A 15,903-nucleotide genomic window follows, 5' to 3' on the forward strand; every position below is an offset into this window, starting at 1 on the left:
TGAAACCAAATCAAATGCTCCCAATTCCCACTTGCTACGCCGATAAGGGCGGATAATTCCCAAGAATTTCTTCACTAAGCCATCTTTTATTTCTTATAAGCCAATAATCTCAAGGCGTTTCCAACCACTAATAAAGTGGATCCTTCGTGAACAAGTACTGCTATCCCGATGTTGGCAAAGCCAAATATGGTGGCGGGAATTAATAAAGCTACAATTCCCAGGCTTACCCAAAGGTTTTGTTTTATGATAGCTTTGGCTTTCCGGCTCAAACCTATTGCAAAAGGCAGGGTTTCCAGTTTATCTGCCATCAGGGCTATATCGGCGGTTTCCAGGGCCACATCAGATCCTGCTGCCCCCATTGCAATACCCACGGTACTATGTGCCATAGCGGGAGCATCATTCACTCCATCGCCCACCATGGCTACTTTATCCTCCTGTTTCTTTAATTTTTTGATAGCATCTACCTTTTCCTCGGGAAGCAGGCTCCCCCAGGCATCGGTAAGATCAATTTCTTTGGCCACCGCATCAGCCACTTTTTGGTTATCCCCGGTGAGCATGATCATACGTTTAATACCGATTTTTTTAAGCTCCTCCAAGGTTGCTTTAGCTTCTTCCCGAGGAGTGTCCATAAGGGAAATAATTCCAATATACTCCTCATTCCTGCGTATCAACATTGTCGTGTTCCCTGCGGCTTCCTGTTCCCTTACTTTTTCTACGGTTTCTTCTGAAGGCTTTTGATCATCGAGCGCTTCAAAGAGCTCCAAATTCCCCATATACACCTTATCTTCCCCGAGGCTGGCTTTTATGCCTTTTCCTAAAACAGCTTCCATATTACTTGCTTCCGGAAATTGTATGTTTCCCAAGCGTTCTTTTCCGTCCCGTACCACTGCTTTTGCAAGGGGGTGGTCGCTTAAAGCCTCTACAGCTACAGCTGTTTTTAGCAGTTCCTCTTCACTTACGTCCGTTAATGTGATAACTTTGGTGAGCTTTGGTTTGCCTTCAGTAAGGGTACCGGTTTTGTCAAAAGCAATAGCGGTGAGCACGCCAAGATCTTCCAGGGGCCGCCCCCCCTTTATCAGAACCCCACCCCTGGCTGCGCGGGCTACTCCGCTAAGTACAGCACTGGGTGTGGAAATGGCCAGGGCACAGGGACTGGCAGCCACTAAAACCGCCATTGCCCTATAGAAACTCTCGCTAAAGGGTTCATCGAGGACAAGGAAGGCGAAATTCAGCAAAACCACCAGGGCCAAAACCGATGGCACAAAATATTTTTCAAACTTATCAGTCAATAATTGGGTAGGTGATTTCTGTGTCTGGGCTTCATTCACCAATGTCACCAGTCTTGACAGTGTAGAATCCTGAGAGGTTTTTATCACCTTTACTTCCAGGGTACTATTGCCGTTGATGGTTCCCGCAAATACACGGTGTTCATCTTTTATTTCGCTTTCTTTTGAATAATCTTTGTCAGGATCGGGTACGGGGGACTTATCCACAGGGACGCTCTCGCCGGTGATGGGTGCCTGGTTCACACTACTATTGCCATTAACAACAACACCATCGGCAGAAATTTTGGTGTTGGATCTCACTACAACAATATCACCTACCTGAAGCTCTTCAATTTTTACTTCCTGCGTCTTTCCATCTCGTTTTATTAGGGCAGTTTTAGGGGCAAGGTCTGCCAGGGCTGCAATGGATTTTCTAGCCTTGTTCATGGCGTAATTTTCGAGCGCATGGCCCAGGCTAAAAAGGAAGAGGAGCAAAGCCCCTTCTGCCCATTCTCCCAGAACGGCTGCCCCAATTGCCGCGACCAGCATAAGGAAATCAATTTCGAAACCTCCTTTGGCAACCGTTTCAATGGCTTCTTTTGCCGTGTAATAGCCCCCAAAGAAATAGGCGCCTATGTACAAGGCCAGACTTACCCATTCCGGCACAGTTTCCAGGTAGGAAAGGCCAAAACCGGTGCCCAATAAAACCCCGCAAATAATGGAAAAGTACATCTCAGTATTTTTTCCTAAAATACCCCCGTGGTCATGGGCGTGGCCTTCATCTTTAAGCTCTGCCTCCTCGTGGGAATGTTTATGGGTTTCAGCCGTTTCAGGAGGCATTTTTTCATTCTTTTTGGCGGTTTTGATTTTCAGGCCTTCGTTCCTCAGGATTTGATTAAAATCTTTTTCATCGGTTTTAGCCTTTATAAATTCCAGCCTTACGATTCCCGATTCGGATACCGAGGCTTCCATTATCTCCTCTAATCCTCTTAACCCTTTTTCGATTTTCCTTGCATGTCTTGCATGTCGAATTCCCTCAACCTCGAGCAGGCTATGTCCAAATTCATTGGTCAATGATGCCCCTGCCTGTTTTGCGAGTTTTCTAATATGGGCAATGGAAATAATGTCGGGATCGTAATGAAAACAAAGCTGAGGGGTATCATCCTCTTTTTCAGAAGCAATATGTACCTTTTCAATACCTTCCCTGTTTTGCAGGTGATCCATTAGCCTCTGCACACATTGATCGTTCTCATCGGGAATTTCCGGCAGTAGTATTGGCAGTTTTACTTGCGTTTTTTTCATTTTTTCTATCGGTTTTTAATTTTCGCTCTCTAATTGTACAATGCCTTTCCTTTTCCTATATAGGCCAATGCCTCAGGAATATCCAGTTCGCGTGTGCCATTTCCGGTACGGATAAAAAAATGGGACCGATCTTCGTAATTGAGGAATACCGGTGTTTTTGAGGATTGTATGTTTAAATGGTAAATGTCCCTTCCTTTAAATTCGTGAAAAGTTACTTTTATCAAAGGACAAAAGCGGGTGCCCAATGTAACGGAGACCAATTGCATAATATACTGCTCAAATCCGTCCCTGCCAGGCTTCTTCAAGGTTTGGTAATCTTCCTGAAGTCCTAAAATATGGCCTTCATCATCAATGCCAATCAACAGGTTGCCACCTTTACAATTTATAAAGCCGGCTATGGTTTTTGCCACTACGACTTCCAGGGCTTTATTTATTTTTGACTGCCGTAAATCCCAGCGAAGTGTAGATTTAAACTCTACTTCACTGGTTTCGCCCTTAGCTATAAGTGCTTCTATAATATCTGTTTCATTCTTCAATTTGTCAAGCTGAAAGATTTTTTTCCTGGTGTAAAACATCAATGCCAGGCTGATGCCCAAACAACCAAAAAGGAGGTTCTTCAAAATCTGGTCAAAATCCCCGAAACCGGCAATTTGTACAAAAACAATTTCCAGGATATTCCACCAACTGCCCTGGTCGCCCTGATTGTCATACAAAAAAAGGGAAATCCCAAGGGGCTGAACAATAAATACCCCCATCACAAAGCCCACAATAACAGTAAAGAAAAACCCCTTGTTGTTCATCAGACAATTATTTTATTAAATCATATTCAATGGTATTGGACGTTCAATATTTTTGTACCTCACCTTTAGTACTTTTTTTGTTCCCCTTAAGCAATTGCTGAACGATTGTGCATTATCAATTTATTCTTCGGTATTTGTTCTTTACAACCCGCACCTTCTAACCCCCTACACTTTTGGCTTTCAATTTAGGCAAACTCCTTTTCCGTTTTTGTTTCCCTTTTAGGGAAAGGCGCTACAGTTTTATCTAAAATTTTTGTTTCAGAAGTTTCCTTTGTACGGAAATCAATTTTCTGAATTCGCATGGCATTTAATATGGCCAGCAGGGTAACGCCCACATCGGCAAATACCGCTTCCCACATGCTTGCCATTCCAAAAGCCCCCAGGGCCAACACCAAAAATTTTACCCCAAAGGCCAGGCCTATGTTTTGCCAAACAATCCGGTTTGTTGCTTTGCTTATTTTTATAGCGGTAGCGATTTTTGAAGGCTGGTCGTTTTGTACCACCACATCTGCGGTTTCGATAGCGGCATCAGAGCCCAAACCACCCATGGCCATGCCAATGTCGGCAAGTGTGATAACAGGCGCGTCATTGATCCCGTCACCAATAAAAGCCAACATAGCCGATCCTTTTTTTAACCTTTCGACTTCTTTGATCTTTCCTTCGGGCAGCAAACCTCCAATGGCCAAATCCAGCCCAAGCTCCCGGGCCAGTTTCTGCACTACCCTCTCTTTATCGCCGGAGAGCATGACGATGTTTTTCACCCCTAGCTGGCGCAATTCATCTACGGCCAATTTCGCATCTTCTTTGATCTCATCGGCAATGGTAATAAAACCACAATACTTTTCGTTGATGGCCATTACTATCGTTGTTTCCACAAAATCGTCTATTTCCGGATCATAGGGAATATTGAATTTCTTTAACAGCTTAGTGTTTCCAGCCAATATGTTAAACCCTTCTACCTGTCCTTTCATCCCCATGCCTGAAATCTCTTCTGCATGCTCCACCTGGGCCGTTTTATAGCCCAAAGAGACCCAATAGGAGGTCACTGCCCTGGCTACCGGATGGTTGGAGCTGCTCTCGAGGCCTGCCACCAGGTTCAAAATCAACTCCCGGTCAAATTCAAAGGTCCTGATGTGCTGCACTTCAAATATCCCTTTGGTAAGGGTGCCGGTCTTGTCCATCACCACGGTGTCCACCTTCCGCATCTGGTCCAGGTAATTGGAACCTTTAAAGAGAATGCCATTGCGGGAAGCCGCGCCAATACCGCCAAAATATCCCAAAGGAATGGAAATCATCAGGGCACAGGGGCAGGATATCACCAAAAATACCAGGGCCCGGTAAAGCCATTCCCCAAAAATATAGGTTTCCACAAAAAAGTACGGAAGCAAAGTAATGGCCGTGGCTAGCAAAACCACAATGGGGGTATAAACTTTGGCAAAACGGGTGATAAAACGTTGGGTTTTTGCCTTTCGGGAAGCCGCTTCCCGTACCATTTCCAAAATTTTTGAGAGCTTGCTGTCCTCAAAACGGCTGGTAACTTTTATGGTGCCCAGGTCTTCCAAATTCACCATTCCGGCCAAAACCTGTTCCCCCTTGTATTTACGGTCTGGTGCGGGTTCACCAGTAAGTGCCGCAGTGTTGAAAGTGGCCTTTTCAGAAATCAAGATTCCATCAATGGCTACCTTCTCTCCCGGTTTTACCTGGATAATACTGCCAACCGCTACCGTGGACGGGTGCACGATTTTTATGGTTCCGTCTGCTTCCACTACAGCCACCTCCTCGGCCTGGATTTTCAACAAACTTTCAATGGATTTTTTTGCCTTGTTTACCGCGGCCCCCTGGAACAATTCGCCCACGGCATAAAAAAGCATTACCGCCACCCCCTCGGCATACTCGCCCAGCAAAAAAGCGCCTATGGTGGCAATGCCCATCAGGAAAAATTCGCTAAAGATATTTCCTTTCCTTATTTGCCTGATGGCTTTCCACAATACGGGCCCGCCCACGGGAAGATACGCCAGTCCAAAAAGGACAAATTGGAAAGGTGCCGTAAACCAGTTAGAAGCCACAACTTCTTTTAAGACAATACCCACGGCCAAAAGGAGAAAACCGGTAATTGCCAAACCGTACTCCCCATAGGTTTGTAAAAAACCACTTTTAGTTGTATTGGAGGATATCCCCCCATTTGAACATGCACCGCTACCGCAACAATCGCTCATAATATTTTTCTTTTAAATCTTCAAAAACAGCTTATTCCAAAGATATATTTAAAAACCTGCAATGAAATTGCATTTTTCAGCCTGAACATTTGCCGCAAACCCCTTTTACCAATAACGTTGTCTCCACCGGCACAAAGTGTTCCGGCAAGGGCACTTCGGGGACTTTTGATTTGGGCAGGCAAAAGGTTTCCCGGCAGTTTTGGCAATAAAAATGCACGTGCATATCTTTGGGGGCGCACTCACAACCTTCTTTGCACAATGCATATTTGGTTGTTCCGTTCCCGTCCACTATACTGTGTATCAAACCTTTTTCCTCAAAAGTTTTTAGCGTGCGGTACAAGGTAATCCTGTCGGCCTTTTCGAAGACCGATTCCAAATCCTGCAAACCTATCGCGGCTTTTTGCTTTTGAAGGGTTTTGAGGACCAACAAGCGCATGGCCGTTGTCCTTACTTTTTTTGCAGTCAGTAATTCTTCGAGTTCCTTTATTTTAAATTTGTTTTTCACATTAACGCCGTAAATTATGCCTGAAAAGGAAATCCCATTAGTAAGACAAACAGTTAGAACTTCCTTTACAGGACTTATTTTATTGTTGTTGCTCCCCGTCAATCAAATTTCTTTATGGATTTTCCCGTCTTTATTTGAAACGCATCTTCAATATCTGAAACATAAATAATTCCGTCGCCAGGATCCGTTGTCTTTCCATTTTCGACTATGATGTCTATTGCTTTTCGTGCTTCTTCATTTTGGCACACCAGTTCCAGTTTCACTACGGGACTATCTGTAATGCGAAAATCAAGGGAGGGGCTGGCACCTTTGGCTTTGAATGCACCGGTCCCTTCCCCTTGCGAAAGGGTCATGCTATTAAAGCCACTATCACTAAGGGCTTCAACTACTTTTTGTACTCTTTTTGGTTTTATAAATGCTTTTATTTCTTTCATCGCTATAGTTTGTATTAAGGATGAACCCTCTGGGTTAACTAATTAAGACAAACATTATACAGAGAGCCCATCCATTTAAGTTTTTAATTTAATGACCGTGAGAAGTCTGGCTCTTCTTCATTTCTGCTATCAAATAATAAGCATTGTTCCACGCCACCTTTGCACCTTCAGGTAAAGGTTGCAATAATTTAATTTCCACCCATCCTTCATTTTCTTCTCCTGTCACCACTTCCACCGGCTTAAAAGACCACTCGGTTTCCCCGTCCTCCTCGTGCTCTTCAGCAATAAAGATGTAGGATTTGTCTTCTTCCTCAATAATTGCTTCTTTCGGTAAGGCTGTTACTTCTGTTCCTGTGCCCGTAACGATCCTGCCGTTGATGTACATGCCCGGTACCAGGTTTTCTGAATCTTCCTGTATCTCTGCATGCACGTGGACAGCCCTGGGATTCTGTTCAAATTTCTTGCCGATAGAATAAATTTCAGCAGTATAAGTCTGGCCGGGCACTGATTCCATTTGTAACAGGACCTTTTGTCCCTCCTTGACTTTATATACATCTTTGGCAAAGACCATTAAATCTGCATGCACATGTTCGGCGTTGATCACTTCGAATAGCTCGGTTTGGGGATCAACATATTGTCCTACCTGCACACTTACATCTTCAATGCTCCCTTTTATTGGACTGACTACAGGAACATTCTCGACAATATTTCCTTCTCGTATGCCAGCAACATTAAGGTTTAACTGCCTGAGCTGTGATTCAAACCCTTGAACCTCTGCCTGCACAACACGATAATCGGCCTGTGCCTGTTGAAAAAGTTTGCCTGAACCTACTTCTTGTTCATAAAGCCTTTGTTGACGATTAAATTCTTGCTCCAGGTTCTGCAAACGGCTGTAAGCTGTCATATAATCGGTTTGTAACCTGGTGAGGTTAGGATGGGATAGATATGCCAGTACCTTACCTTTGCTTACTTGATCCCCCTCAATGACCTCAATAGAAGTTATATTGGCTCCTATAAAAGCAGTTACTGTAGCTTCATATTGTGGTGGGACTTCCAGTTGTCCGGTAGCTTCTACTATATCGGAAATGGGCCTTGTGGGCAGGGTGTCCACTTTTATTTCCAAACTGTTGAACTTGAGACTGGAAAGATGCACTTCACCCATTCCTCCTCCTTCTTCTCCTTCTTCATGACCTCCTTCTTCTTCTGCAGAATGTTCTTCCTGAGCTTCAGGGGACGCTTCTTCCGTACCTTTGCCTTCTCCGCCATTGCAGGCTGAAAGAAAGCTTACCGTAATGAGCAATGTGAACAGTTTTATAATGTGCTTTTTCATTTTTATATCTTTGTCTATTAATTAATTATCTTATTCTGAAGTATTTATATAATATTCGAGTTGGGAGCGGCTATCAAGATAGCTGCCCAATGCCTGCCAGGCATTCACTTCTATGCGTACGGCATCGCGTATGTTTTGCAGGAAAGTCACATAGTCAATTGCTCCTTCCCGATAAGCGATGATGGCCCCTGCCCGCTGTTCTCTGGCCAAGGGTAGCGCTTCTTCCTGATAGTATGTCCAGGAATTAAGCCACTTCAGGTATTCTTCGCGTGCCTCAGCATAAGCTGTCTTTAGCTCAAACTGCGTCTGCTGTAAATTAGCTTCAGCTATTTCGCGGTTTATTTTTGCTGATTGTGTTCTGCCCAATTCAGGTCCAAAGAACAAAGGAATGCTGATCCCTACCTGATATTGATAAAAGCCGGTTTGGCCGTCAATTTTCTGCCTGCCGTACTGCGCCTGAAATTTCGGAAGAAACTGCGATCGCCTCTCCCTTAGGGTTGCATCAGCCACCTCTATCCTTTGTTCATACACATTGAGCAGGGGATGGTTCCCAAGGGGTTGCAGTAATCCGCTAATGGGCTCATCAAACTGATCGGCAGGAACATTAGGTACCGTGTAAAGTGTGTCACTGGCAAACCACAGGTTGAATCGCTGCAAGGCTCCAAGATAATCCCTATAGGCCTGCTCTTTTTGTATTTCAACTTCATTGCCCTGGTTTACCGTAGCCAGGTATTCAAGTCTCGAGATTGTCTCTGTTTCCAACCTGATCTGTGCAGCTCTCTCAATATCGGTAAAGGCTGAATCCAGACTGTATAAGGTCTCATACTCATTTTTAGCAGCATATACCGACGCCCAGGCCTGACTTACCTCCAGTTCTACTTCAAGAATGGAAAGATCAAGGGCTTCTTCTGCCAGGGCCACCCTTTCCTTCTGCAACTTCAGGCGTGGCGCAATACCAAAGATGTCGATATTCTGTTGCTGAACCCCAATTTGTGTATAGACACCAAGATCAGCATTACTCGAACCACCGCTAATTTCTTCTGCGCCGGTGAATATCTGGGTATTACCAAGGTCCCAGGCCGTTTTCTTTAAAGCCTGCTGACTTTCTATCTCCAGGGCAGCAGCTCTTATTCTCGGAAAAGCCTCTATTGCCCGTTCCTTGGCCTCTTCTAACGAGAGGACTGGCAAAGAATCCTGTTGGACAATTATTTCAGCCTGAGCCGGAGAATTTTTCTGTGAAGAACTGTTTTCCTGTGCCTCTGCAGGGGTGCTAAATCCTAAGAGGCTTCCGACAGAAAGCAATGCCACCACTATTGCAGGGGCTGGTGCAAAGCCATTATTGTTATTACTATTTCTTCTGTTTTTCATATTTTCTATTAAAGTATAAAGGACTGGCAACACCACAAGGGTGAGAAGGGTAGCTGTAAGCATACCTCCAATAACCACGGTTGCTAAAGGGCGCTGCACCTCTGCACCGGCCGAAGAAGAAAATGCCATTGGCATAAATCCTAAAATATCTGTTACCGCTGTAAGCATGATCGGCCTGATTCGTTCTTTCGTACCCATAAAAATCCGGTCTTTGATACTGGTTACGCCTTCTTCTTTTAATGAATTAAAGCGATTCACCAGGACCAGACCGTTAAGTACTGCCACTCCAAAGAGCACGATAAAGCCTACACCTGCAGAGATACTAAAGGGCATGTCCCGGAGCCACAGGGCGAAAACACCCCCAATGGCCGCTAATGGAATGGCCATATAAATCATGATAGACTGCGAGAATGAGCCCAGGGCAAAATACAGCAGCACGAATATCAGCAAGAGAGCGATAGGCACCACAATAATCAGGCGGTCTTTGGCATTTTGAAGGTTCTCAAACTCACCGCCATAAGAAATGTAGTAACCTGGAGGTAAATCCAGTTCGGCACCCAGTTTTGCCTGAATATCATTCACAACCGACTCTACGTCACGGCCCCTCACATTTACCCCAACGTATGTTCTGCGATAGGTGTCGTCTCTGGAAATTTGCATTGGCCCGGGAACAAAGCTGATATCAGCTACTTCATTAATCGGGACTTGGGTACCATTAGGCAGATCAATGTATAAAGTCCGTATATCTTCAATACTCTGTCGGTGCTCTTCATCAAAGCGCACTACCAGGTCGAAACGTCTTTCTCCTTCAAAAACCACTCCTGCCACTCCACCTGCAAAAGCGGTATTTATATATTCATTTATTTTTTCGATTTCCAGCCCGTACTGTGCTAACTTGTCACGATTGTAGCGTACCGTCATTTGTGGGAGACCAGAAGTTCTCTCTGCATTTACATCTCCTGTTCCGGGTACAGTTTGAATAATCTCTGCCATTTCCTGAACCTTAGTGGATAGAACTTCCAAATCCTCGCCATAGAGTTTTACCGCAATATCTTCTCTTACCCCTTCCAATAGCTCATTAAACCTTAGCTCTATAGGTTGGGTAAAAACAAGGTTGACACCTGTGAGGTTTTTATTGAGTAGGTCCTGGATTTGTTCAATGAGTTCCTCTTTTGTGTCAGCAGAAACCCATTTGTCCCTGTCTTTTTCGAGTATGATGTACATATCTGCTATATCCATCGGCATGGGATCAGTAGGAATATCGGCCACCCCAATTCGGGCTGTTGCTGTCTCTATTTCCGGGAAGTTGTCCAAAAGTAAGGTCTCAATTTTTTTAGAGACTTCAATAGATTCATTTAATGAACTACCTGGACGGATTAAAGCTTGCATGGCAATGTCCCCTTCATCCAGCTGCGGAATAAATTCTCCCCCCATCGCGGAAAAAACATAGCCTGCAGCCCCCAATAAAACAATAGATCCTATGATCACCGCAGCTTTGAGGCGGAGGGAAGCTTTTAAGAGCGGAAGGTAAGCACGGTGAATGCCACCAATGATTTTATCACTGACTCTTTCCAGCCAGCGTTCTAACTTGCCATACCAGTTTTTCTTGTTTTCAATCGGCTTCATAAACAATGCCGTCATCATAGGAACGTAGGTAAGGCACAAGATAATGGCACCTATCATTGCAAAACCAAAAGTATAGGCCATTGGCTTGAACATTTTGCCTTCCACTCCTGTTAGGAACAAGATGGGTGTAAACACAATAAGGATGATAACCTGGCCGAAAAATGCCGACCCCATCATAGTGCTTCCGGAATCGTAAGCGACCTCATCCATGACCGCCTGATTAAATTTGACTTTTCCGGCTTTGATCCTTTTATGGATTTCATAAACGGCACCTTCTATAATAATAACCGCCCCATCAATAATTATCCCGAAGTCAATGGCCCCCAGGCTCATTAAATTTGCCCAAACCCCAAACTGCTTCATCAGGATGAAGGCAAAGAGCAAGGACAGCGGAATGGTAGTGGCTGTAATGAGGCCCCCACGCAAACTCCCCAATAGGAATACCAATGCAAAGATTACGATTAAAGCACCTTCCAACAGGTTTTTAGTCACGGTATCGGTTGTTCTTCCAATAAGGGCGCTTTGGTCAATGATGGGCCTTATTTCAAGTCCTTCCGGCAAGGATTCTTCTACCTCCGCCATCCTTTCCTGGACCCTCTGTATTACCGCATTGGGGTTTGAGCCCCTCAGCATCATAATAATACCGCCCACAGCTTCCTCTCCATCCTGAGTAAAAGCACCATAACGCACCTGACTTCCGAAACTCACTTTTTCGGCAATATTTCCAACTGTAACAGGAATCCCGTTTTCATTGGTAACCACTATTTTCCTGATGTCATCTAAAGACTGGATCAGGCCTTCTCCCCGAATGAAGTTGGACATTCTGTTCCTTTCAATGTAGGCTCCCCCGGTATTTACATTGTTCCGGGCCAGGGCCTCGTAAACCTGGGAGATGCTTACATCCAGCGCATTTAATTTCTCAGGACTAATAGCTACTTCGTACTGTTTGATGTATCCTCCAAAGGAATTCACTTCTACAACACCTTCAAGGAGTGTCAGCTGTCTCTTAATAATCCAGTCCTGAATACTTCGGAGCTCCGTAGGAGTATACTCCTCTTCATAATCTGGTTGTGGCTGGATGGTATATTCATAAATCTGTCCCAGCCCGGTGGAAATAGGCCCCATAGTTGGGCTACCAAAGTTTTCGGGAATGGTTTCCTGCAGCTCTGTCAATTTTTCCTGAACCAGCTGCCGGGGCAAATAAGTTCCCATGTCATCTTCAAAGACGATGGTTACCACGGATAGTCCAAAGCGGGAAACAGATCGTAATTCAGTCACCCCGGGGAGATTACCCATTGCCAGTTCGACCGGATAAGTGACAAACTGTTCAATATCTTCAGTACCTAAGCTGGGAGATTGGGTAATCACCTGTACCTGGTTATTTGTAATATCAGGAACTGAACCCAGGTTCACGGTCATCATCGACCATATTCCGGCTCCTATAAGTGCCAATGTTAGCAGTCCTACTATAAACTTGTTGTTTATAGAGAATGCTATAATTTTGTTAATCATTAATAATAGAATTTAATTCAACGTAAATAGATGAGATGGCCATTAAAGAAGTCAATGGCGTAAGGATATAATTATCCTATCACAAAAGTTGAATTATACGCGGGGAGGTTGAAAAATTCCGCCTAGGGCGGCAGAAGAAAACGGAGGCTGGTAAAAAACACTTATACTTTGATCCTCTAAAGGTTCAATTACAGCTAGCTCAAAAGTATCTGAGTTAACAAACGAAAATCCATGAGAACAAACATGATGACCCTGTAAAGGGAGTTCGCCGTCATGTCCATCGTCCTGGTGTCTATTCAAATTTTTCTGATCTCCGTAGTGGTAATCCAGAAATTCAATAAAGCCAATACCAGTGTCTCCTGTTTGTTCATTATAATGTTCAATAAGATTCGGTATCTTCAGTAGTTCACAACACCAATCCATTACTGGTCCCGAAGATTGGAACAAGAAAATGATGGATAGAAAAGTGGTTGCTAATACTTTCATCTGGGCACAAAAGTAATAAAAAAAAACTTGCAATTGGATTGCAAAAGATGAACTTCAAAAAGGAGAGAGAGACTTTGCGGTTTTCTTTTGATAAATTTATATAAAATTTAGAATAGGGAAGACTTAGGAGTAGTTTTACCCGAAACAGTTGTCCCGGAAAAAAAATCAGTGGACCGGAGGTAAATGAACTGAGTCCTTTTTCGTTTTATTTAATAAGTTGCTTAAATAATAAAAAATATATAACTTAGCAGCCTTAAAAATAATTTATGAAACTCGAAATCACCTGTACACGTGCTGAAGCTAACCAAAAGCAGCTTTTAAATTGTCAGGCAACAATTGAAAATTTGGACAATGGTTTCCGGCAAATGACAAAACTCCTCTCTATTGCGGGTAATGATGTGCGTTTAAAGATTCTCTTCCTTTTAGATTTGGAGAATGAATTATGCCCCTGTGATATAGCAGACATTTTGGAAATGAGTGTACCTGCTATTTCACAACATCTTCGGAAAATGAAGGATGCCGGCTTGATTGCCTCCAGAAGGGAGGGACAAACTTTGTATTATTCGCTGGTGAAATCTGAAACCCAAATTTTGAATAATATCTTCACTTCAATTAAATCATTAAAGAAATCTGCTTAAAATGGATACATCCCAAAATAAATCCAATAAAGCCGCTTTAGGCGGGTTAGTAGCAGCTATAGCGGCATCTTTATGTTGTATTGCCCCGGTTCTTGCCCTCGTAGCAGGTACAAGTGGCATGGCGACTACCTTCTCGTGGATGGAACCTTTCCGACCTTATTTAATTGCTCTCACGGTTTTAATCCTGGGCCTGGCCTGGTATCAAAAGTTGAGATCCCGAAAAGAAGCTGAAAGCGATTGCGGATGTGCAGAAGATGAAAAACAATCTTTTTTGCAGACAAAGAAGTTTTTACTGGTTGTAACCTTATTTGCAGGGCTTATGCTGGCTTTTCCAAATTACTCCGAGGTGTTTTACAGCCAGCCCAACAAGGAAATAGTCTATGTCTCACAATCAAATATTGTCAAGGAAATTTTTGATGTACAAGGAATGACCTGCGCAGGATGTGAAGCACCTGTGGAAAATGAAGTCAACAAACTTGGGGGTATTTTATCAGTCAAGGCAAGCTATGAAAATGCCAATACGGTAGTTGAATATGACAAAACAAAAGTAGATAATGCTGCAATTATTAAAGCCATAAGCAGGACCGGTTATAAGGTAGTAGATAAGTAATCTAAAAAAAGGGCAAGATGAAGCCAGCATGATGCTGGACGCAAAAATGGCAATATTCAGGGAAAGATTAAAAACCTGTGCTGAATTCCCTTGGTTTGTGCCAAAATATAAACACATGAAAAAGTATGATGTTTTTGTAATAGGTTCCGGAATGGCAGGAATGAATGTGGCCAATAAATGTGCTTCTAAAGGACTTAGGGTAGGAATAACAGATGAATTGCCCTATGGTGGTACCTGTGCCCTTCGTGGCTGTGACCCAAAAAAGATCATGCTCGGCCCTACTGAAGCAAAACATCTGGCTGATAATTTATACGAGAAGCAAATTTCTGAAGTACCAGCTATTTACTGGCAGGAAGCAATGAAATTCAAACAGGATTTTGTGGATGCTATGCCGCCTAAAATTGAAAAAGCTTACGAAAAAAACAAAATTAATACATTTCATGACTCAGCTAAATTTATTTCTGAAACTAAATTGAAGGTAGGAAATGAAACTATAGAAGCCGGAAAGATTATAATAGCCACGGGTGCAAAACCGAGAAAGTTGGATATCCAGGGTGAGGAGTATGTTATTAGCAGTACAGATTTTCTTAATTTCAAATCCCTCCCATCCTCTTTGCTGTTTATTGGCGGTGGGTACATCGCTTTTGAGTTTGCACATATGGCTGCCCGTTTTGGCTGTAAAGTGACCATAATTCACAGAGGGAAAAGGCCACTGGAGAATTTTGATCCTTTTATAGTAGATCAATTAACGGAAGCTACCAAAAAGTTAGGCATACAATTAATTCTGAACACCAACGTTACAGCGATTGAAGAGGCTAATGGAGCTTTTCGCGTAACCGGAAAAGGTGAAAGCGGGGAAAAGAAATGGGAGGCTGCGCAGGTGATTAATTCGGCGGGAAGGCTTCCTGCCATTTTTGATTTGAACCTGCAAAAAGCAAATATCGCCTTTAGTAAAAAAGGAGTTGAAGTGAATGAATATTTGCAAAGTACCACCAATTCAAATGTCTATGCTGCCGGGGATGCAGCAGATACAGATGGTATTCCCCTTACACCTGTTGCAGTTATGGAAGGACATATTGTAGCATCCAATATAATAAAAGGCAACACTAAAAAACCAGATTACACCGCCATTCCCACCGTGGTTTTTACGCTGCCCACAATGGCTTCGGTAGGATTATCTGAAGAAGAAGCCACTAGAAAAGGTCTAAACTTTAAGGTGAACAAGGATCGTGTTTCCCACTGGTTTACCGCGAAAAGGATCAACGAGAAAACCTATGCCTATAAAACAATCGTTGAGAAAGAAACCGGAAAAATTTTGGGAGCACATCTCATTGGCCCTCACGCCGAGGAAGTCATAAATTTATTTGCCCTGGCTATAAAAGCGGGATTTACTTCCAAAGATTTAAAAACCATGATCCTAACCTATCCTTCATCAGGTTCAGATGTTGTATATATGGTATGATTAACTAAAAATAATAGAAAAATGAATTCATTTATCACCGAATCAACAATCACTTGCCCTAATTGCGGCCACTTCAAACAAGAAGAAATGCCTACAGATGCGTGCCAGTTCTTTTATGAATGTGAGCAATGTAAAGAGGTTTTAAAACCCAAAGAGGGAGACTGCTGTGTATACTGTTCTTATGGCAGCGTACCGTGTCCTTCTATCCAACAAAATAATACTTGCGGGTCTTCTAATTATTGCTAATAAGTTACAATAAAAAAGATGGCTCATGGATATAAGAATAGGTAAAAGCGCTTAAAAAATACCTATAGGTCAAAATCAAGAGATTTTATTGAAGTGATGTTCT

The 15,903-nt window shown here is 43.2% G+C and carries 12 protein-coding genes; 4 read left to right on the forward strand and 8 right to left on the reverse strand.

Annotation, left to right across the window (positions count from 1 at the left end):
* Positions 1 to 86 precede the first annotated feature (86 nt).
* The 8 genes from VS868_RS06330 to VS868_RS06365 form a co-directional block, all read right to left on the reverse strand.
* Complete coding sequence (locus VS868_RS06330) at positions 87 to 2,567, reverse strand: heavy metal translocating P-type ATPase (protein WP_311500668.1); 2,481 nt, start codon at positions 2,565 to 2,567, stop codon at positions 87 to 89.
* A 29-nt stretch (positions 2,568 to 2,596) separates the two neighbouring features.
* Complete coding sequence (locus VS868_RS06335) at positions 2,597 to 3,367, reverse strand: ATP-binding protein (protein WP_266069678.1); 771 nt, start codon at positions 3,365 to 3,367, stop codon at positions 2,597 to 2,599.
* 185 nt (positions 3,368 to 3,552) lie between these two features.
* Positions 3,553 to 5,583: a heavy metal translocating P-type ATPase gene (locus tag VS868_RS06340; protein WP_266069679.1), complete on the reverse strand. Its 2,031-nt coding sequence runs from the start codon at positions 5,581 to 5,583 to the stop codon at positions 3,553 to 3,555.
* Positions 5,584 to 5,659: 76 nt separating this feature from the next.
* Positions 5,660 to 6,088, reverse strand: coding sequence for a transcriptional repressor (locus VS868_RS06345; RefSeq protein ID WP_311686760.1), 429 nt, complete (start codon positions 6,086 to 6,088; stop codon positions 5,660 to 5,662).
* Positions 6,089 to 6,186: 98 nt separating this feature from the next.
* Positions 6,187 to 6,522, reverse strand: a complete 336-nt coding sequence (locus VS868_RS06350) for a P-II family nitrogen regulator (protein ID WP_168025987.1) — start codon at positions 6,520 to 6,522, stop codon at positions 6,187 to 6,189.
* A gap of 88 nt (positions 6,523 to 6,610) precedes the next feature.
* Positions 6,611 to 7,852: an efflux RND transporter periplasmic adaptor subunit gene (locus VS868_RS06355; RefSeq protein WP_168025988.1), complete on the reverse strand. Its 1,242-nt coding sequence runs from the start codon at positions 7,850 to 7,852 to the stop codon at positions 6,611 to 6,613.
* A gap of 30 nt (positions 7,853 to 7,882) precedes the next feature.
* On the reverse strand, positions 7,883 to 12,358 hold the full coding sequence (locus tag VS868_RS06360) for a CusA/CzcA family heavy metal efflux RND transporter (RefSeq protein ID WP_168025989.1): 4,476 nt from the start codon (positions 12,356 to 12,358) through the stop codon (positions 7,883 to 7,885).
* Positions 12,359 to 12,451: 93 nt separating this feature from the next.
* Positions 12,452 to 12,844, reverse strand: coding sequence for a hypothetical protein (locus VS868_RS06365; RefSeq protein WP_266069680.1), 393 nt, complete (start codon positions 12,842 to 12,844; stop codon positions 12,452 to 12,454).
* A 266-nt stretch (positions 12,845 to 13,110) separates the two neighbouring features.
* On the opposite strand from VS868_RS06365, the gene VS868_RS06370 reads away from it, so the two are divergent.
* The 4 genes from VS868_RS06370 (at position 13,111) to VS868_RS06385 (ending at position 15,800) form a co-directional block, all read left to right on the forward strand.
* Complete coding sequence (locus VS868_RS06370) at positions 13,111 to 13,482, forward strand: metalloregulator ArsR/SmtB family transcription factor (protein ID WP_266069681.1); 372 nt, start codon at positions 13,111 to 13,113, stop codon at positions 13,480 to 13,482.
* Position 13,483: 1 nt separating this feature from the next.
* Complete coding sequence (gene merTP / locus VS868_RS06375) at positions 13,484 to 14,092, forward strand: mercuric transport protein MerTP (protein WP_266069682.1); 609 nt, start codon at positions 13,484 to 13,486, stop codon at positions 14,090 to 14,092.
* Positions 14,093 to 14,207: 115 nt separating this feature from the next.
* Positions 14,208 to 15,554 (forward strand): NAD(P)/FAD-dependent oxidoreductase, encoded by a 1,347-nt coding sequence (locus VS868_RS06380; RefSeq protein ID WP_266069684.1) that lies wholly within the window; start codon positions 14,208 to 14,210, stop codon positions 15,552 to 15,554.
* Between the two features lie 21 nt (positions 15,555 to 15,575).
* On the forward strand, positions 15,576 to 15,800 hold the full coding sequence (locus VS868_RS06385) for a GDCCVxC domain-containing (seleno)protein (RefSeq protein WP_266069686.1): 225 nt from the start codon (positions 15,576 to 15,578) through the stop codon (positions 15,798 to 15,800).
* Positions 15,801 to 15,903: the final 103 nt, after the last annotated feature.

It is taken from the genome of Salinimicrobium sp. 3283s, from assembly GCF_039602225.1.
Classification (GTDB): domain Bacteria; phylum Bacteroidota; class Bacteroidia; order Flavobacteriales; family Flavobacteriaceae; genus Salinimicrobium; species Salinimicrobium profundisediminis.

What these genes read in the sequence shown, in the direction of transcription:
- VS868_RS06350 (WP_168025987.1), bottom strand. Translation starts at nt 6,522, where the DNA reads ATGAAAGAAATAAAAGCATTTATAAAACCAAAAAGAGTACAAAAAGTA.
- VS868_RS06380 (WP_266069684.1), top strand. Translation starts at nt 14,208, where the DNA reads ATGAAAAAGTATGATGTTTTTGTAATAGGTTCCGGAATGGCAGGAATG.
- VS868_RS06360 (WP_168025989.1), bottom strand. Translation starts at nt 12,358, where the DNA reads ATGATTAACAAAATTATAGCATTCTCTATAAACAACAAGTTTATAGTA.
- VS868_RS06330 (WP_311500668.1), bottom strand. Translation starts at nt 2,567, where the DNA reads ATGAAAAAAACGCAAGTAAAACTGCCAATACTACTGCCGGAAATTCCC.
- VS868_RS06385 (WP_266069686.1), top strand. Translation starts at nt 15,576, where the DNA reads ATGAATTCATTTATCACCGAATCAACAATCACTTGCCCTAATTGCGGC.
- VS868_RS06370 (WP_266069681.1), top strand. Translation starts at nt 13,111, where the DNA reads ATGAAACTCGAAATCACCTGTACACGTGCTGAAGCTAACCAAAAGCAG.
- VS868_RS06355 (WP_168025988.1), bottom strand. Translation starts at nt 7,852, where the DNA reads ATGAAAAAGCACATTATAAAACTGTTCACATTGCTCATTACGGTAAGC.
- VS868_RS06335 (WP_266069678.1), bottom strand. Translation starts at nt 3,367, where the DNA reads ATGAACAACAAGGGGTTTTTCTTTACTGTTATTGTGGGCTTTGTGATG.
- VS868_RS06340 (WP_266069679.1), bottom strand. Translation starts at nt 5,583, where the DNA reads ATGAGCGATTGTTGCGGTAGCGGTGCATGTTCAAATGGGGGGATATCC.
- VS868_RS06365 (WP_266069680.1), bottom strand. Translation starts at nt 12,844, where the DNA reads ATGAAAGTATTAGCAACCACTTTTCTATCCATCATTTTCTTGTTCCAA.
- merTP (WP_266069682.1), top strand. Translation starts at nt 13,484, where the DNA reads ATGGATACATCCCAAAATAAATCCAATAAAGCCGCTTTAGGCGGGTTA.